21 protein-coding genes and 1 other annotated feature are annotated in these 18,492 nt (G+C 42.0%); of the genes, 19 read left to right on the top strand and 2 right to left on the bottom strand.

The features are described from left to right. The first annotated feature begins 145 nt into the window (after nt 1-145). The 15 genes from CN378_RS09165 (at nt 146) to tyrS (ending at nt 13,146) form a co-directional block, all read left to right on the top strand. Nucleotides 146-784 carry a FusB/FusC family EF-G-binding protein gene (locus tag CN378_RS09165; RefSeq protein WP_098351587.1) on the top strand — a complete coding sequence of 213 codons (639 nt, stop codon included), beginning with the start codon at nt 146-148 and terminating at the stop codon, nt 782-784. Between the two features lie 161 nt (nt 785-945). Continuing rightward, the gene (rlmN, locus tag CN378_RS09160; protein WP_098351586.1) at nt 946-2,016 is read left to right on the top strand and encodes a dual-specificity RNA methyltransferase RlmN; all 1,071 of its coding nucleotides are present in this window, start codon (nt 946-948) and stop codon (nt 2,014-2,016) included. 396 nt (nt 2,017-2,412) lie between these two features. Continuing rightward, nucleotides 2,413-3,456: an ArsR/SmtB family transcription factor gene (locus CN378_RS09155; protein WP_098351585.1), complete on the top strand. Its 1,044-nt coding sequence runs from the start codon at nt 2,413-2,415 to the stop codon at nt 3,454-3,456. Between the two features lie 16 nt (nt 3,457-3,472). After that, nucleotides 3,473-4,699: an MFS transporter gene (locus CN378_RS09150; RefSeq protein WP_098351584.1), complete on the top strand. Its 1,227-nt coding sequence runs from the start codon at nt 3,473-3,475 to the stop codon at nt 4,697-4,699. Nucleotides 4,700-4,769: 70 nt separating this feature from the next. Further along, nucleotides 4,770-5,618: a DUF2785 domain-containing protein gene (locus CN378_RS09145; RefSeq protein WP_179884857.1), complete on the top strand. Its 849-nt coding sequence runs from the start codon at nt 4,770-4,772 to the stop codon at nt 5,616-5,618. 16 nt (nt 5,619-5,634) lie between these two features. Further along, entirely contained in the window at nt 5,635-6,984 is a 1,350-nt protein-coding gene (locus CN378_RS09140) for an NAD(FAD)-utilizing dehydrogenase (RefSeq protein WP_098351582.1), read from the top strand. Between the two features lie 211 nt (nt 6,985-7,195). Next, nucleotides 7,196-7,630, top strand: coding sequence for a hypothetical protein (locus CN378_RS09135; RefSeq protein WP_098351581.1), 435 nt, complete (start codon nt 7,196-7,198; stop codon nt 7,628-7,630). Nucleotides 7,631-7,651: 21 nt separating this feature from the next. Continuing rightward, entirely contained in the window at nt 7,652-7,936 is a 285-nt protein-coding gene (locus tag CN378_RS09130) for a hypothetical protein (protein ID WP_098351580.1), read from the top strand. Between the two features lie 137 nt (nt 7,937-8,073). Further along, a complete protein-coding gene (locus tag CN378_RS09125; RefSeq protein WP_098351579.1) occupies nt 8,074-8,265 on the top strand; it encodes a hypothetical protein in 192 nt (63 codons plus the stop codon). Nucleotides 8,266-8,343: 78 nt separating this feature from the next. Beyond that, nucleotides 8,344-9,117: an HAD-IIB family hydrolase gene (locus tag CN378_RS09120; RefSeq protein WP_098351578.1), complete on the top strand. Its 774-nt coding sequence runs from the start codon at nt 8,344-8,346 to the stop codon at nt 9,115-9,117. Nucleotides 9,118-9,261: 144 nt separating this feature from the next. Beyond that, on the top strand, nt 9,262-9,696 hold the full coding sequence (locus CN378_RS09115) for a MarR family winged helix-turn-helix transcriptional regulator (RefSeq protein WP_179884856.1): 435 nt from the start codon (nt 9,262-9,264) through the stop codon (nt 9,694-9,696). Between the two features lie 26 nt (nt 9,697-9,722). Continuing rightward, nucleotides 9,723-10,358, top strand: coding sequence for a nitroreductase family protein (locus CN378_RS09110; RefSeq protein ID WP_098351577.1), 636 nt, complete (start codon nt 9,723-9,725; stop codon nt 10,356-10,358). 25 nt (nt 10,359-10,383) lie between these two features. Continuing rightward, nucleotides 10,384-10,680, top strand: a complete 297-nt coding sequence (locus tag CN378_RS09105) for a putative quinol monooxygenase (RefSeq protein ID WP_098351576.1) — start codon at nt 10,384-10,386, stop codon at nt 10,678-10,680. Nucleotides 10,681-10,832: 152 nt separating this feature from the next. Further along, nucleotides 10,833-11,489 carry an O-methyltransferase gene (locus CN378_RS09100; protein WP_098351575.1) on the top strand — a complete coding sequence of 219 codons (657 nt, stop codon included), beginning with the start codon at nt 10,833-10,835 and terminating at the stop codon, nt 11,487-11,489. A 62-nt stretch (nt 11,490-11,551) separates the two neighbouring features. Then, nucleotides 11,552-11,761, top strand: a binding site (T-box leader). Nucleotides 11,762-11,895: 134 nt separating this feature from the next. Further along, complete coding sequence (tyrS, locus tag CN378_RS09095; protein ID WP_098351574.1) at nt 11,896-13,146, top strand: tyrosine--tRNA ligase; 1,251 nt, start codon at nt 11,896-11,898, stop codon at nt 13,144-13,146. Nucleotides 13,147-13,234: 88 nt separating this feature from the next. On the opposite strand, the gene CN378_RS09090 is transcribed toward tyrS, so the two are convergent. After that, a complete protein-coding gene (locus CN378_RS09090; protein ID WP_098351573.1) occupies nt 13,235-14,098 on the bottom strand; it encodes an STAS domain-containing protein in 864 nt (287 codons plus the stop codon). Nucleotides 14,099-14,280: 182 nt separating this feature from the next. On the opposite strand from CN378_RS09090, the gene CN378_RS09085 reads away from it, so the two are divergent. The 3 genes from CN378_RS09085 (at nt 14,281) to CN378_RS09075 (ending at nt 17,249) form a co-directional block, all read left to right on the top strand. Then, complete coding sequence (locus tag CN378_RS09085; protein ID WP_098351572.1) at nt 14,281-15,285, top strand: serine hydrolase domain-containing protein; 1,005 nt, start codon at nt 14,281-14,283, stop codon at nt 15,283-15,285. A 14-nt stretch (nt 15,286-15,299) separates the two neighbouring features. Continuing rightward, nucleotides 15,300-16,262, top strand: a complete 963-nt coding sequence (locus CN378_RS09080; RefSeq protein ID WP_098351571.1) for a GNAT family N-acetyltransferase — start codon at nt 15,300-15,302, stop codon at nt 16,260-16,262. Between the two features lie 72 nt (nt 16,263-16,334). Continuing rightward, nucleotides 16,335-17,249 (top strand): ferritin family protein, encoded by a 915-nt coding sequence (locus tag CN378_RS09075; protein WP_098351570.1) that lies wholly within the window; start codon nt 16,335-16,337, stop codon nt 17,247-17,249. Between the two features lie 76 nt (nt 17,250-17,325). Here CN378_RS09075 and CN378_RS09070 read toward each other — a convergent pair whose 3' ends face one another. Further along, nucleotides 17,326-17,943: an acetate uptake transporter gene (locus CN378_RS09070; protein ID WP_098351569.1), complete on the bottom strand. Its 618-nt coding sequence runs from the start codon at nt 17,941-17,943 to the stop codon at nt 17,326-17,328. Nucleotides 17,944-18,282: 339 nt separating this feature from the next. Here CN378_RS09070 and CN378_RS23125 point away from each other — a divergent pair, with 339 nt between their 5' ends. After that, nucleotides 18,283-18,366 (top strand): putative holin-like toxin, encoded by an 84-nt coding sequence (locus tag CN378_RS23125; RefSeq protein WP_368731158.1) that lies wholly within the window; start codon nt 18,283-18,285, stop codon nt 18,364-18,366. The last annotated feature ends 126 nt before the right edge of the window (nt 18,367-18,492 follow it).

Raw genomic sequence — 18,492 nt, 5'->3', positions numbered from 1 at the left:
GGATCAATTCTAAATGAAACTCTACATATGCTTATGGGGTGCTGAGGTATATAGTATAAGGGAAGGCACTTAAACGTGATGCTTGACTCGATTTAAACATAGAATTTAGGATGTAATATAACAAATGTTTCTAGGAGCGATTAGAATGGAGCCGTTTATTCGGAATGATCAATACAATTTCATTACGTATCAGACACAGGTGCTGATCAATGGATATGCAACCGTGAATGACCTTGGTGTTCTACAGGCCATGAAGGGCCTCGTGCAAGATAAGGTGACCAATCTGTTTGAAGTGCTCTCCCCAACACAGAGAACGGTACTTGAACCGATTGTGGATATCCGGGACTCGGAACACGCAGAAGATTTTCTGGTTGGGTTAAAGCCATATGTGATCCCCTTTCCAACAGTGAGTGATCACTCTGTGAAGAAATTATTCCCTAAGGTAAAAAAGCTGAAAACCCCGGCTTTGGATGAGATTGATCTCAGGGACATTTCCTATTTAGGCTGGAATGATTATGGTCAGGAAAGAAAATATATTGTCGCAGAATACGAAGGGAAATTGAAAGGGTTCAAAGCTACGTTTAAAAATAGCAGTAAAAAAGGGATTTGCACGATTTGCAATACGTTTGGAAGCATCGGATTTTACATGTCCGAATCCAAAGCCTCTGCTCAGGGAACCTTTATAAAGAAGGGGAATTATATTTGTCAGGACAGTGGTGAATGTAATGAAAAGCTGCGATCTAAAGAAAAATTGGATGATTTCATCCACCGGATCAATCATTAACACCATGCGCCGGGTCAAATACCCGGCGTACTTTGGTGCTTTTTATACTAAATTACGGAATTCCAATTCTTCTCAACACTTATAAATCCCTTGAAACATTCCCATACTTTAAGTAGTATAGATAAGTAGAAAATTGTAGAGTTTTGAAATGAGGGTTTTAAATGGAAAAGAAATCCATATATGGATTAACATTAGATCAACTGACGTCTTGGCTTGTTGAAAACGGACAAAAGAAATTCCGCGCGGCTCAAGTGTGGGATTGGTTATATAAAAAGAGAGTGACAAACTTTGCCGATATGAAGAACCTGAACGCTGATTGTGTTCAGCTTCTAGAGGAAAACTTCTATCTTCATACGCTCACTCAGGAAATCAAGCAGGAATCAAAGGATGGTACGATTAAATTCCTATTCAAGCTTGAAGACGGAAACCTGATTGAAACCGTCTTGATGCGTTTCAACTACGGCCTGAGTGTCTGTGTCACAACACAGGTAGGCTGTAACATCGGGTGTACATTCTGTGCAAGTGGACTATTGAAGAAGAACCGCGACTTATCCAGCGGTGAAATTGTGGAACAGATCATGAATGTGCAGCACCATCTGGATGAAGCAGGGAACGGAGAACGTGTCAGTCATATCGTTGTGATGGGAATCGGTGAGCCGTTCGATAACTATGATAATATGATGGACTTCTTCCGTGTGGTAAATGACCAAAAAGGTCTTTCCATCGGAGCGCGTCACATTACCGTTTCCACAAGTGGTCTCGCAGATAAGATCTACAAATTCGCTGACGAAAATATTCAAATCAACCTGGCCGTTTCACTGCACGCGCCAAATAATGAATTGCGTACAAGGATCATGAAGATCAATCGTGCGTATCCTTTAGAGAAGCTCATGCCGGCGATTGATTATTATCTCGAAAAGACCAATCGTCGCATCACCTTCGAGTATATTCTCTTAAGTGATGTGAATGATCATAAGGAAGAGGCCCTTCAGCTGGCCAAACTCCTCAAGAATAAGCGTCACCTTTCGTACGTCAACCTGATTCCCTATAATCCCGTTGACGAACACAACCAATATCAAAGAAGTACGAAAGAAGCGATCGTGGAATTTTACGGTACATTACTTGAGCACGGAATCAACTGTGGAGTCCGCGTAGAACAAGGGACGGACATCGATGCAGCCTGCGGTCAGTTGAGAAGTAAGCAGATTAAGAAGGATAAAGTTAAGTCGTAATATTATTGATGGAGCACATGAATTCCGGTATGGGATTTGTGTGCTTTTTTGTTTTGCAGGTTGAAAGCGGTGCGGGATGGGAGAATGGATTCCATAATTTGTTAAAGGGCGCAATTCTAGTAAATAATGACGCAATGGTTATCTGAAATGACGCGAATTCCTATCGGGAACCACCACACTCTCTATGAATATGTACATATATATCCGCTTTTATTTTTCAAATCTAATGGATTCATCAGTTTCTAGCCCTTTTTTATCAGAAAATGAATGGAGAATTACTTTTTTAAAAAAAATAGCATCTTTACAAAAATTTAGTTTCGATTATCATTGAATTTTACATTCTATAAATATAGAATATACGTAAGGAAGAAATTTTTGGAAAAGAGGTGTTTCTAAATGGATGTGCTCCATATGATCAGTCGAAAAAGAGAGACGTATGAGGTGAGGATCGAGGCTTCTCTTCTATGGGAATGCGCGTTAGGTATTGCTGCAATCACGAATTCAAGGCTTATTGACACGTTGGAAAAATCAAAAGAATCATGGGACAGGCTGAAAAAATCTTTATCTGAACCCTTGATAGTGGACTTGAAATTGATTGAAAAGAATAATACGTGGAAATCCCTGCTCCTTTTGTTGCATCAAAAAGAATTCCAGGATTTATCTGAATTTATCACGTTTCTGGATGAGTTGGACGATGAAAAACTCAGATTCATCTGCATTCCATACATAGGACTCAAATTTCAAGACCTTCGAATACTTGCTTCAAAGGGAGATGTGTCATCACGAAACAAATTGAAGAAGTATACAGAGGATAACCCGTATTTTCCCGATTATATTGAGTTTATTTGCACTACAAATGTTCGCGATCTTCGTGATCACCTGAAGAGGGTCATGACTCTGTGGTATGAAGAGGTGATCGTTCCGGAGCAAGAGAATCTTTCTCAAATACTGAAAAGGGATAAACAATCCAAGGAGAAGATGAGAAGAAATCTGAAGCCAGAGGCCATGGTGGAATGGGCGACAGGCGGTATCACATATCTTCCCGAGCCGAGTGTGCATACAGTTCTGTTGATCCCCCAGTCCATTTACCGCCCTTGGAACGTGGAAGGGGATGTGGAAGGAGTAAAGGTGTTTTATTACCCTGTAGCCAACGAAAGCATCTATCCGGATGATAAATACATGCCAAGTAACTTTCTGGTTCAGAAGCATAAAGCCCTTGGTGATGAAGCGCGCCTCCGAATGGTGAAATTGCTGAAGGGCTCAGAGCGTACACTCCAGGAAATCACGAATGAGCTGAACATGGGGAAATCCACCGTCCATCACCATTTGAAAATTCTCAGGTCCGCAAGGCTTGTGGAAACAGGAGATGGTAAGTATCGCTTGAAAGAGAATGCTGTTCAATCATTATCGAATGAACTGATGCAGTATTTAACTGATTAGTAAAAGGGGGATGTACATGGGAGAGCGTGCGGTCAAGTTAAATCAATTGGATGAATTCCCGCCCTTAAAGAAAAACTATTCTGTTTTCAGGTTTATGGGTGGGAATCTGGTTTCTTTTTTCGGGGATCAAATCTATTTAATTGCGATTCCACTCATGGTGTTATCCATCACGGGATCACCAGTCAGTATGGGGATTGTAGCAGCTCTTGAGCGGCTGCCGATTCTATTGCAGCCCTTTGCGGGTATTTTGTCTGATCAATTTAACCGGAAGCGCCTTCTCCTATTATGCGATTTAGGACGTTGTATACTTGTCGGGATGATCGGGATTCTATTTATCATGGGTGCCCTGGAGATGTGGATGGTATATCCCGTTGTGTTTGGTATCGGAGCATTAAGCCAAATCTATAATACTTCTCAATTTGCTTCAGTGCCTGGCCTGGTGAGGAGAGAAGACCTTCAGGCTGTGAATTCACTGAATTCGGGGATATTCAACTTAGCAGTTTTTTTAGCACCCGGTTTAGGAGGGTTGATCATTTCCTTTTGCAACCCCGGATTTGCCCTGTTGATAAACAGCATCAGCTTCCTTGTATCATTTCTTGCCATTGCGAGTCTTCGGATGAAGGTGAAGGAGAGAATTCCCTCAACGTATTCCATTTGGGGTGAGATCCGGGAAGGATTTGAGTTTGTTGCAAAGACCAAGCCGATCCTTTACACCAATCTGGCCATGGTCTCTTCTGTATTCGGAACGACATTATTCCTTACCTTATTGGTCTTTCATCTAAAAGATTCCGTTCAACTAAATACGGTCATGATTGGATGGTTACTCTCAATGGGTGGAGTAGGTGCCATAGCAGGTGCGGTAGCCTCATCCCTCCTTCGAAAACGGTTTTCGTATCGTGGGATCCTGTTCACCTCATCAGTCATCGGAGGGCTTTCCATTTTGTGCTTCGGTATGCTGGACTCATATTTCGCTCTTGTGATCATGAATGCAGTCGGAACCTTCTGTGCTTCGATGATGAGTCCCTGCATCATCACGATCCGGCAAACGTTGACACCCGATCACTTATTGGGAAGGGTCCAGGCCACAAGCCGCCTCATGACATGGGTATTCATGCCCCTCGCAGCATTCCTCGCAGGAGTACTGGCCGAGGCCATTGGAACGAACCTGACCATCATGCTGGCTGGAACCATTTCCACACTCGCCTCCATCCCCTATCTTCATCACAGTTTGAAAGATAAGTAGAGGGACGGACCTCAAGCCGTTATATATGATAGGATGGAAATGGAAACCTTTTGGTGAGGAGAATGCCTATATGTATACAGAAAGTCTATTGAAAGAGAAATTAAGAAAGATTGATTTTAATCATCCTGATTCATTGAAAGGTATGGATTTGGATCAGCTTTTAAATGAAATGATCATCCATATTGGTTCGACCGATGGAGAACTTAGAGATCAATTAATCTATACAAATTTTTACAGATTCATGGAAGGAAACTATTTATCATCAGAACAAATGTCATTTCTTCTCGATACTTGTATGGATGAACATCATTTGTTTTTTGGCATCGGAAAAAGGGAGGATGATTCGGTTTTCACCCGGGCATTTTCATCATTAGTCCTAGCGGTACTTCTAAATAAAGATCGTGCTCAGCCTTTTTTGTCTGCTGACAAGGTTCATAAAGCAATCGAAGCTAGTTTTCTTTACTTAGAAGCTGAAGAAGATACGCGTGGCTATGTAGACGGAAAAGGATGGGCGCATAGCATTGCACACGGAGCGGATTATTTGGTGGAAGGGATCCGTCATCCTGCTTTTCCTAGTGAGCTTCATCAACGTTGTCTGAATGTAATAAAAGGGTGTTTATTGAAAGATGGTGCTTATATGGACGAGGAGGATGGTCGACTATTTTTTGCCATTGAAGCACTCCTTGAAAAAGAAATGAATGCTGAATCTCTATTCGTATGGATAAAAGAGTTGTCGGAGCTGGTAAATAAACATTTCAAGGAAGAAGGCTATTCCTATCTTTTCTATAGGAAGAAAATGAACATCGAAAATTTCTTTAAGACCTGTTACTTCCGCCTGAAGTGGCAGGGGGCAGGAATCAAAGTGAGAGATCATATCGAAACTGTGCTGGAAAAGTGGCACAACCACAATTATAACTAAGAAAGGAGAGGGGAGAATGCAATCGAATCATCACGACATCACCATTATCGGAGCAGGCGTAAGCAGTGTGTTTCTCGCTTATACATTGATGAAGCACAATGAATATGCTTCGATCCACATGATTGATCTTGGCAAGAAACTGAGCGAACGTACATGTGGTTTGGATGAGGGAGGAGAGTGTACGTGTGAAGGGCTGTGCAGTAAGTACATTGGGTTTGCTGGCCTTGGGAAATCCGAGGGGAAATTTAATTATACGAATGATTTCGGCGGGGAACTTGGCAGGAAAATCGGACAGCAAACCACACTTGAATTGATGATTGAAGTAGACCGTATCCTCTGTGAATTTGGCGGTGACATCATCCCTTCTTATAGTACTAGAAATGAGACGCTTTCAAGTAGAGCGGCTGAGGTGGATGTGAAGGTTCTTTCAACGAAGGTCCGGCATTTAGGAACACGCCTGGCAAGTGACATTTTTCATAAGATGTATGAGGTGCTGAAAAATCGTGTTACATTCAGTTTTGAAACCCGTGTCGAGACCATTTCTAAAGACGAGGCGGGCTTTCACTTAAAATCCACTAAAGGTGAGTTTACTACAGAAAAATTAGTGATCGGTACCGGAATGAGTGGAAGCAAGTGGCTGAAAGAACAAGCTGGATCACTTGGGCTTTATCCGGGAAAGACAAGGCTGGATATGGGGATTCGAGTGGAAATGAAGGGTGATCAGCTTCAATCGATCTTACAGGATACATTTGAAACCAAGCTTAAGATCGAAAGGGATTCATTCAGTGCGACCACCTATTGTATGAATCCACGGGGGAGGATCATAAGGAAACACCAGCATGGAGTGGTGATGCCGGACGGACAGAATGCCCGTGAAGAAGATACACCAAGTGCGAATCTGAACTTCAGCTTGTTCGTACCACGCTATTTTCAATCCCATGATGAAGCGATGGACTATGCAGTGGATATCATAGGAGGGATTAATCAAGGTCGGGAGCGGATTGTCGTACAGAGATTGGAAGATTTCAAATTACATAGGAACACTGAAACGTTGGAAGGAAATCTGGTAGGTCCGTCCCTTAACGCGGAATGCGGAAATGTTCGGGAAGAGGTTCCTGAATTGTATGGGATGGCCCTTGAGGAGTTTTTAGCCTCAGTGGAAAGGCTTATTGGTGATTCGATGCACCCAGACACACTATTGTACGGTTTGGATGCGAAATTTTATGAGCCTAAGTTAGAAACGGACCGGTACTTTGAGACAAATGTCTCCAATTTGTACTTGACAGGAGACTGCTCAGGAGAAACCCATTCCTTATCGCAGGCAGCGGCAAGTGGCATTTATTTGGGGAAACACCTGGCAAGATAGGAATTTCCAAATAATAATCATTTTGGGATAATTTGAAACCTTTCTGTTTGTTTTTTCGTATTTAGTAGAAAAGACGAAACAGAAAGGATTTTTTTGGTTCGAAGGATGGCAAAAGAAGGTGGTGCTTGAACAGATCCCCTGAATAGGTACTCGCTTTTTGCCATTATCCTACAAACGAGATGAATAGTCGATGAATGGAGGCAGCCCGAGTTTGAGTTATTACTTCAATTTATTATTAACGATTGTCATCTTGATAATAGGAACCGGTTTGGCATTTTTTATTGATCAATTCAGTAAACAACTGGAAAAGATTATTCCTTCCAGGTTCCTGTCCTTGACGATCATATTGATCCTGTTTTCGCTGATGACGGGCTCTACTGTGATGGTCAGCTTATTGAAAGAATGGAGCTTAATGGATACGGCTTTCATTTCCAGTCTCTGCTTTTTTGGACTGGGATGGATCACCAATATTTCGAAGAAAGCACAAATCAATCAGGCAGGAACCGTCGCTAAGTTTATTACGAATAACCAATTTAAGCATGATTATGAATCAGCAAGCACTTCGAATAAAAGTCCATATTTGATTGCGAGTCTGTTGTTTCTCGCTTTTAGCTGGGGGATTTCATTCTGGATTGCGTATATTTAGAGAAAATAAGGAGGGCTCTTTTTGTCTGATTGGGGCGTTTTGTTTCTGTTGTTGATCATCATTATGACGATATTAGCTTTAACCAATTTTACGGTAGTGAAGCTTTCAGGAAAGAATAAAAAGAAGAGAATTTGGTCTGGCTTCGTATGTGTAGTGCTCACACCCGCGGTATTTATCTTGACTGGTTTATCCGTAAGCCCATTCGATCCTTATGGGTTTGGAACGGGAATGATCATGATGATTTATGGTATTTTTTTTGCATTGAATGGGGTAGGGATCATCGTGACCGGGTTGTTCATGGAATAGAAATAGCGGATAGTTCTTGCCAATGGGTATGCTGTGAAAGATTGAACAGGGTGTACCATAATAAATACCTTCAGTACCGGCACCATCAGTGTTATACTTGATGAATTGTTCAACAAGAAAAGAGGAATGAAAGCCTTATGAGATATATGAAATCACAAATGAAACTTTTAGTCAGGGATAATAAGGAATTGCAGGCACGACTGAAGGTATTGATGGAAGAGATGAATTTAGAGAGAACGTTCGCCCTTAAAGCGCTGTATCATTCGGAAGTGGCGGATGGTGGAAAGTATCAGGCAGCCTATCAAGCAATGGACTTACCGAAGGAGTAAGTCTTTTTACTGAAAAAAATGATTACTCACTTTTCAATCATGTGGTAAAATCATACATATTGAGAGAGGGTGGTTTTCATGAAGTTTGTTTTTGATTTAGATGGGACGATATGCTTTAAAGGGAAACCGGTTTCAGAAAAAATCGTCAATTGTTTATTGGAACTAAAATCGAGTGGGCACGAAATATATTTTGCTTCTGCAAGACCAATCAGGGATATGCTTCCTGTACTGGATGTGAGATTGCATTCTTTTCCTTTGATAGGTGGAAACGGATCTTTACTTTATCAGGAGGGAGAAATGATTCACTCTACTTCCTTCCATCCAAAAGATCTGCAAAAGATCCATGAGCTGATTGATCACTATGAAGCGACTTATTTAATCGATGGCGAGTGGGATTATTCTTACACAGGACCAAAGAATCATCCCATTCTACATTTCCTTGATCCTGCCAATCTTGCCAAGGCACTTCCTGTCGAATCATTGGATCCGATTGTGAAGGTATTGCTGTTAACCTCTTCGAACTTTCAGGGTTTAACACGTGAATTGGAAGCAATGGAGGTTGTCGTGAATATACATATGAATGAAATGGTAGTGGATATCAGTCCCGCTAATATACATAAATGGAGTGCACTATCATCCTTCGGAGTGGCTGAAGAAGACTTTATTTCATTCGGTAACGATGCAAATGATATCAGTATGTTCAGTAAAGCGAGGTATTCCGTCATGGTAGGATATCACGAGGGGCTCTCCAGATATGCAGATGATCATATCCCCCTGACAGGTGACTATGAATCAGATATCATTACTAAATTAAAGGTGCTATCTACTGAATACAGGGAAGTGAAGAAATGATTATGGCTGGTTAAGGGGGTAGTACCCATCTTAGCCGGCTTTTTCTTTCTAAAATCCAATTGATTGACTATGATCTAGAAATATATTATATTAATTGACGGGTCAATGATTGACCTGTCAACCATTTAAAAGGAGGAGGATGCTTTGACCAACTCGTGTCGTGAAGAAGAGAAGATCATCGTTCAACTCAATGATATATATAAGCAAATGAGTCCGAAATTTGAGCGTTGTACCGGTATCAGTCAATCTCGTCTGGAACTTTTGCACAAGCTGTTTGAGGTGGAAGAAATCAGTCAGACCGCCCTTCAACGTGAAGTCAATATTGATGGGGCTGCTGTGACCAGGCACTTAAAGCATCTTGAAGGAAAAGGGATGGTTTCCCGGCGTAAAAATCCTGCAGACAACCGGTTTACCTTTGTCCGCTTGACGGATGAGGGAAGAATGAAGATACAAGCTTACCGGGAAGAGAAGGAAATTTTCATCTCTAATGTCTTCAAGACTTTCACAGAAGAAGAACGTTCGGTTCTGTCCGATATGCTGAATCGAATTCAACATAATGTACAAGACATTAAATTCTAAACATTAGCGTAAAAGGAGAATGCATCATGAATCAAACAAAAATCAATGACTTTAATGAAATCATCACAGGTCGCCGTTCCATCCGAAACTATGATCCATCTGTGAAAATAAGCAAAGAAGAAATGGCGGAAATCCTTACGGAAGCAACACTGGCACCTTCATCTGTTAACCTGCAGCCATGGCGCTTTGTTGTGATCGACAGTGCAGAAGGGAAAGAAACCCTTGCACCACTTGCTAAATTCAATCAAACCCAGGTGAAGACTTCTTCTGCCGTGATTGCTGTATTCGTTGATATGAACAGTCTTGACTATGCAGATGAAATTTATAATAAGGCAGTGGAAGAAGGCTATATGCCAGCAGAAGTAAGAGACAGACAACTTCCTGCCATTAAAGGTTTGCTTGAAACCATGTCAGTGGATCAGTTCAGGGAAATGAATCTGATCGATGCAGGATTGGTATCGATGCAGTTGATGCTTGCGGCTCGTGCCCATGGATACGATACAAATCCGATTGGCGGTTACGAAAAGGATCAAATTGCTGAAGCATACGGTATGGATAAAGACCGTTATTATCCAGTTATGCTGATATCAATCGGTAAAGCTGCGGACGCAGGATACAAATCGGTCCGTTTACCGATCGAATCCATTACGGAATGGAAATAACGTTACGATAGAGAGGAGAAATAATATGATTATCATTCATGCAGAATTTCAGATTAACCCAATCAAAGAACAGGCATTTTTAGAAGAGGTACGCCTTCTTGTGTCCTCATCCAGGTCCGAGGAAGGCAACATTTCTTATGATCTAATGAAAGATACGGAGAGGGAAAGTGTCTATACTATGGTAGAGGTTTGGAAGGACTCATCTGCCGTCGAGAGTCACAATACGAGTGAACATTTCACATCATTTGTAGGAAGGGCACCAGAATACTTGGCTGCACCTCTTGATGTGAAGATATACGAAGGGAATAAAATCGAGAAATAATTACGTGTAAAGCACCCGGCGTCCGGCCGGGTGCTTTTTCTTTTAGGTTGGATTATTCAATCATAGAGATTGAAAACAGTTTAAAACAATGTCACTAAATATGGTAAAATATGCTATGATAAAACAAGTTCAATACATAAGGAGTGAAAAAGATGACCTCAGCCAATACTTGGACGAAAGTCGATCAATATTATACTAGTAAACTTCAAAAAAAGGATTCAATCATGGAATCTGTATTGAAAGCGAATAGTGAAGCAGAACTGCCAGCTATTGATGTATCCCCGAATCAGGGTAAATTCCTTTCATTACTTGCCCGGCTCAAAGGGGCAAAATCCATTCTTGAAATCGGGACTCTTGGAGGCTATAGCACCATTTGGCTTGCCCGTGCTCTCCCTGAGGATGGACGGCTTGTTACCTTGGAATATAGTGATAAACATGCAAAGGTCGCAGAGGAGAATATCAGGAATGCAGGTTTTGGAGAAAAGGTGGAAATCAAGGTAGGCGCAGCACTTGATACACTGCCGACACTCGAGGGGACCTTTGACTTCATCTTCATCGATGCCGATAAACAAAATAATGCCAATTATCTGAAGTGGGCGCTTCAATTGTCACAGCCTGGAACGGTCATCATTACGGATAACGTCGTTCGCTCCGGAAGGGTCATCGATGAAAACAGCGAAGACGATAGTGTTCAAGGTGTGCGTACCTTTGTCGATATGTTATCGAAAGAAGACAGGATTGACTCAACAGTCGTTCAGACCGTCGGATCAAAGGGGTACGATGGTTTTGTAATGGGAGTTGTGAAATAATATTTAACATTCTTATTGTCATACTCTTCATTTTTCTGTAAAATGAATGAAAATTCAAAATCATACATGTCATGATGGGAATCAGTAGTGACTTATCTCCCTGTCGTAGAGAACTGATGCTTGGTGAAAATCAGTACACGGATAAGCGCGAATTACCTCCCTGAACATTTTTTGTGAACACAACAGTAGCAAAGAACGGACGGTCCGTTATCCGTATCGAGTGGAAGAGAGATCTTCAATAAGGGTGGTACCGCGTAAACCACGTCCCTTTTTTTAGGGGCGTGGTTTTTTAAGTTGATTTTGAGTAGCTAACGGAAAAACATTTGCTTTAGCTGCGAAATCACAAATATAACGGAGATTTAAATTGAAATGCTTTTTTACCATCATCAGTCAAGGAGGAACAATCATGGTTTGTAAATGGGAATCACTTACAAAAGATAAACAACACGAAGTCGAAAGGCAGTTGGCACAATACAGAAATGGAGTACAGGATATCATTCCGGAAGAGGAATTGAAACAAAAACTGGTGAATTCAATCTCAACTGGAAAGTCGTTAAAGATCAAACTGGGGCTTGATCCAACCGCACCAGATGTTCATATCGGTCATACGGTCGTTCTGAATAAATTAAGGCAGTTTCAGGAAAACGGTCATATCGTCCAGCTTATCATTGGCGATTTCACCGGTAAGATCGGGGATCCAACCGGAAAAACCGCAGCAAGAAAACAATTGACGGATGAAGAAGTGAAGCGAAACGCAAAGACATACTTTGAACAATTTGGCAAAGTCCTCGACAAAGAAAAGGTGGAGCTCCATTACAATTCAAAATGGCTTTCAGCCTTGAATCTGGAGGATGTCATCCAATTATCATCGAAGATCACCGTCGCCCGGTTGATTGAGCGAAATGACTTCTCCAGCCGGTTATCAGAAGGGAAACCGATCTCACTTCACGAGCTGTTTTACCCTATGATGCAGGGATACGATTCCGTCGCACTAGAGAGCGATGTAGAACTCGGAGGGACGGACCAGCAGTTTAATGTCCTGATGGGACGACATCTACAGGAACATTACAACCAGGAGAAACAAGTGGTCATCTTGCTTCCTTTGCTTGAAGGTCTTGACGGTGTAGATAAAATGTCGAAATCCAAGCATAATTATATCGGGATTGATGAAGATCCCAATCAAATGTTCGGAAAGACGATGTCGATTCCCGATGAGTTGATCATCAAATATTTTAATCTGATCACTGATTTATCACTGGAAGAGAAGAAGAGGTTAGCGAAAGAATTAGACGAAGGGACCCTTCACCCGAGAGACGCCAAAATTCTGTTAGCAAAAACGATGGTTAGAATGTATCACGGAGAAGAGGCGGCTCGACAAGCGGAAAGCCAGTTCAAAAACGTATTCCAAAAAGGTGCCCTTCCTGATGAAATTCCAGAAATAGAATGGGAGGGTGAAGAAAAGATCTCCATAGTCGATCTTCTGGTGGCCCTTAACATGCAAAGTTCAAAAAGTGAGGCACGCAGAATGATTCAAAATGGAGGCATCAGAATCAATTCGGAAAAGGTTTTGGATGTGCAGTCGGTCGTGGAAATCAAAGATGGAATGATTGTTCAGGTGGGGAAGAGGAAGTTTAAGAAGCTAATCTTGAAAAAATAAAGGCACCAGGAAGCCTGCCCCGGAAACAGATTGATGCAGGGTGACAGTCAGGGAGAGTCAGAAAGGGAGACTCTCCTTTTTCTTTGTGTCAATGGATGGACGTTTCAGTCAGCTTGAATCCAATATGCTTAAGTGCAGATTCTAGATTACGCACCTTGACGATAGGCAGATGATTGAGTTGGTCATTCTCCTTTTCGTGCATGGCGATGGTCGGGGTGATGCCCGTTAAGATGGTTTCAATGCCCATTAGGTGAAGAGACTGTACGAGATTACTGAATGCAACGGGAAATTTCCCATCCAGAATGAGAAGCCCGGTCAAATCGATGATAAAGTAATCTGTACCGTGACTTGCTCCATGTTCCAGGACCTTATTGATCATCTGTTCCGATCGATTGGCATCCATGATCCCCTGAATACTAAGGCATGCAATTCCTTCCGTTATGGGGATGATGGGGACACTCAAGTAATTCAAATTAAATTTAGTCTGATCCAACTCCAAGATGTGAGAAAGGACGTCCGCCATCACGTGAAGATAGTCAATATCCTCCTGAGAAAAGACCTTTTCATTTTTATCCATCACACAAAGTGTGCCGAACACTCCTCCAGTTGGGTCCTTTAAGGTTACTCCCAGGAATCCTTTTACCCCAAGTTGAGAAGTGACTTCTAGTTCCCTCGTTATGACATCTTTGGCGAGGTTGACCTTATGCATCTCATTGTTCTCATTCATAATAATTAGACGGCAGTATGTATCCCCGTATGCAACGGAGTATCCCTCAGGTATGATGTCCTCCTTTTCATTATAAGAACTTAATACGGTCATTGCATCATCACCCCGTCTGGTGATGTAAGCGGTTTGAACACCGAGGTGCTTACTGATGCTTTGGAACAATTTTTTAGAAGTGGTGATTAAAGAATGGAATTCCGATGAAGCCAGATTGTATTCATTAGACACGAGTCGTTCCTCCTTTAATCTATTAATCTTGCATGTAAAAACTCTATCGGGTCAATAATGTTACTACAACTATATCGGTAAAGAGCATCTATGTCTAATAAGTTTGCCTCCGAATGGAGAAAGAGATCAGATTTATATGCTATAATTTACCATAATCACAAAAATAGAGAAGGGGTTTCCAGATGAAGGATCTACATATCAAGATCAAAGAACATGCAGAAAAAGAGGGTTTTTCAGGAACGGTTATCGTTAAGAAACAGGAGGAGCTGCTTGTTGAAACTGCTTTTGGCCATGCCGATCGAAGTGAAGGACGGTCCAACTCTGTTGATACGCGATTTGGAATTGCTTCAGGATGTAAGTTGTTCACCGCTGTTGCCATCTGCCAGCTTGTCGAAGAGGAAAGAGTGTCTTTTCATACACCGATAAAAGAATGTCTGGGGTCTGGATTCCCACATTTTGATGACAAAGTGACCATTCATCATTTACTTACACACACCTCTGGAATTTCAGATTATTTTGACGAGGATGTGATGGATGATTTTGAAGAGCTATGGAAGCAGACCCCTATGTATTTAATGAGGAAGGGAGAAGATTTTCTCCCGCTTTTTCAAAACGGACATATGAAATTCCCTCCTGGCGAGCGGTTTGATTATAATAATGCCGGATACATCATTCTCGGGTTGGTGATCGAGAAGCTTTCAGGGAAGACGGTGCAGGAGTATATCAAGGAACACATTTTCGGACCTGCGAATATGCACACTTCGGGATATTTTCGTCTGGATCGTTTACCAGCAAATACGGCCTACGGATACATTGATGAACCAGAAGATTCCTGGAGGACCAATGTGTTTTCCATCCCCATACAGGGCGGGGCGGACGGAGGGGCATACGTTACTGGACCTGATATGATTTCGTTTTGGGAATCCCTTTTGACAAATAAGCTCCTAAGTGAAAGGGGAACAAAGCTGATTTCAAAATCCCATGCAAAGGTTAAAGAGGGTGTGGACTATGGGTATGGGATGTGGTTGAATCAACCCGATAAGCATCATGTAATGGGATATGATCCAGGGGTGAGCTTTCATTCTGCATATTACCCCGAGAAGGATATCAAAGCAGTTGTACTATCAAATAAGAGCTCCGGTGCTTTCGGGGTGTTGAAAGTGATAGAAACCTATTTCAATAGTTAAAAGGGGAAACGAACATGAGCTCAGTTAAAATAGAGAAGGCGCATATTGAGGACGCCTCCATCCTAACCACAATAAAAAAGAACGTTTTCGACATGGAAAAAGAAAAATGGCTCAGTGGTCACACCGGTGTCGTTGATTACAACATTCAGCCGCCCGGCTATGATTCCGTAGAAATGGGAAAATATATGATAAGGGAATTGGATTATTTCAAGATCCTCTTTGAAGGTGCCATTGTTGGTGGATTGATTCTAACGGTGGTTGGCAAACGTCATGGAAGAGTCGATCGGATATTCATTGATCCCTCGCAACAAGGAAAAGGAATCGGCTCTAACGTGATGAGACGAATGGAATATGAGTATCCCCATGTGAGGACTTGGGAGCTTGAGACGTCAAGCCGTCAGCTGAACAATCATTATTTTTATGAAAAGATGGGATATAGGAAAGTTTTTGAAACCGATGATGAATTCTGCTATGAGAAAGAAATGAATGAAGAGGCTGTTCTTGATGGGGAGTTGAGGGGGCTTTGCGTTCATGGCGATACGTTAAAGCGCGAGGACCTTTCTGAACTTCAGGTGGAACATTGCAATATGGAGAAGACAGACTTCTACGGAATCAATGGGAGTCACTCCACGTTTACTAACAGCAATCTAATGGGAGCGGTGTTTAACAACTGCAATCTCAGTGAATCTTGCTTCCAAAATATCAATCTGCAAAAATCCTTGATTGCCGACCTGAATCTGTCGGGCAGTGAGGTTGCTCATGTAACACTGAATGGTGTAACCATTCACGACACCAACCTCGAGGGTGCAGATGAACCAGTAAGATTTGACCGTTGTGACCTTAGTGGCAGTAAGCTTCAAAATTGCAATCTGAAGAATGTTGAAATTTCTGGAAGTGAGTTAGCAGGTATGAAAATCAATGGCATGTTGGTGACCGATCTTTTGGAAGTCTACACAAACGTCCAGGGAAAGAGCTGACCCGGTACTGACACCTATTTTTCTATTGTTCATACAATATGTATTGACTGAAAAAAAGAGGTGTTACGTAGAATGAATCCATATCAGTTTTACCGTCAATTCAAACCCTTTTACCTGGATGCATACTCGAGGGCACCGGAGAGTCATACTCTGGTGACCAATCTTCAGAAAGCCATCAATGGTGAATACAGTGCGATTATTTGTTACGAAAAGCTTGCGAATAAAGCACCGACAGAAGATGAAAGAATGCGGATTCTTGAAATCCGTAAAGACGAAAAACGTCATTTGAAGGCATTCAGTGAAATCTATGCAAACCTTACAGGAATGAAGCCCAGTCCCGAGCTGCAGGAAGGTTGTCCGGATTCATACAAAAAGGGACTTGAATTTGCCTTTAGGGATGAGCAGGATACTGTTGATTTTTATCATAGCGTTGCAAATGGGGTTCAAGATTCATATATAAAAGAAACATTCAGCCGTGCAGCTGCAGATGAACAGAATCACGCCGTGTGGTTTTTATTTTATATGATGAAGAATAAAGGAAGCAGGGGTTTATCAAGACAAGTGGATTATGGTGCAAAAGGAGCTCTCGCTGCCTCTACGCTCTCGGTTCCCCAAATGCTTATATATGCCATGCAGGATGAATACCTGGCACAGGCCCGATATGACCGGATCATCCAGAATTTCGGAAACGTACGGACTTTTCTAAGGATTAAAGAAGCAGAGTTGCGCCATATAACAGCATTGCAGACTTTGTTCCAACGCTACGGAATACCGCTTCCTGAAGATCAATCCCAATCTTACACAACCACCCCTGATTCACTCAAGAGTGCCTATGGGGCAGGAGTCCAAGGGGAGATTGATAATATTGCTATGTATGATCGGTTCTTGACTTTTAATCTTCCTCAGGATGTCAGGATCGTCTTCACACAATTGAGAGATGCTTCACAGAATCATTTAGCTGCATTCGAGAGAGGATTGGCGAGGTGAGGTGACCGTCTGTTAAGGTGGTTATTTTTACTATGAAAAGAGCTGGGTGAGTCACTCATCCAGCTCTTCTTTGTGTTTATTTAAATATTCCGAACGGCTTTCCGACCGGAAGGGTTTCTTTCCCGAAGTGTGTGTTCAGCACACTTGCGGCAGAACCATAAAAGCTGAATAGGGCGATAAACAATTCAGAGATCGCTGCCAATTTGTGTGTAGCTTCAGGTGCAATCCCCAATGTAGACAAGGAAAGACCGATAAATAAGAAATCAATGAGAACAAAGATAATTAATAAAACCTTATGGGTTTCCATCGCTCCAACTGTCATGAAAATACTGAATATCAGATAGCCAATATAAGCAATCCCCAGCTGTTGTGGATCGACTGCTGCAGCTGCTGCCTGACCGAATACTCCGAATGAGATCAGCCAGGATGTTCCGACTCCAAGCCAAAATAATCCGAACGCACCAAATGCCGTCATTCCAAACGTATTATTATGTTTGGCATCCCCAAAGCTTGCCATCAATTGAGCAATGCCTCCGAGGAAAATCGCCCATGGCAATACGAACGAAACCCCGTCTGTCCATCCAAGTTTTGCCGACGAAGCGACAAGGGTGACCATAGCCAGTCCGAAAAGTCCAAGTGCCGATGGATCGGCTGCCGCTATTTGAACCCGTTGAGTGGTTTGTGTGTGATTCATGATGATACCTCCTATTAAACATACTTGACTAATTTACATAAAAAAGTCCCGGTATGCAATAGAAAATATGATGTAAGCGAAACTTTCATGAACTTTAAGGTTTACACGGTGTGTGTGGCAGGACGCATGTTCGCAAATAGAATAGATATTTCGCTGATGCTTTTCTTCGTCCGTGTCTCTACTTTATCAATCAAAAACCCTGGTGGTCTCTCAAAAGACCTCCAGGGTTTTCGATTTTACATCGGCAATATCCATTTCACTACAAAAAAACGCATGAAATGAGTCATTCCAACATAGATATCAAATGGGGACAAATATTTCCCCCGGAAGGAGGTGAAGATGATGGAGGAATACTACATTTTCATGCTCATGTTCCAAGCGGGAAGTTTCATCATATCCTTATTGAACCACATCGAAAAGTAGACAATCCGATGATCATTTTTCCGGACTATGACTGGCCTCATAGTGCGGATTTTTTTCTGCTTCCCTATATCCTATGTTGATCATTCCGTAATTATACGTTTCTATTAATATAGTATTCCCCTCTCA

The sequence above is a fragment of the Bacillus sp. AFS015802 genome, assembly GCF_002561455.1.
In the GTDB taxonomy this organism is placed as follows: Bacteria; Bacillota; Bacilli; order Bacillales; family Bacillaceae_B; genus Rossellomorea.
Note: the sequence above shows the minus strand (reverse complement) of the source record. Positions and strands in the feature narration are given on the sequence as shown.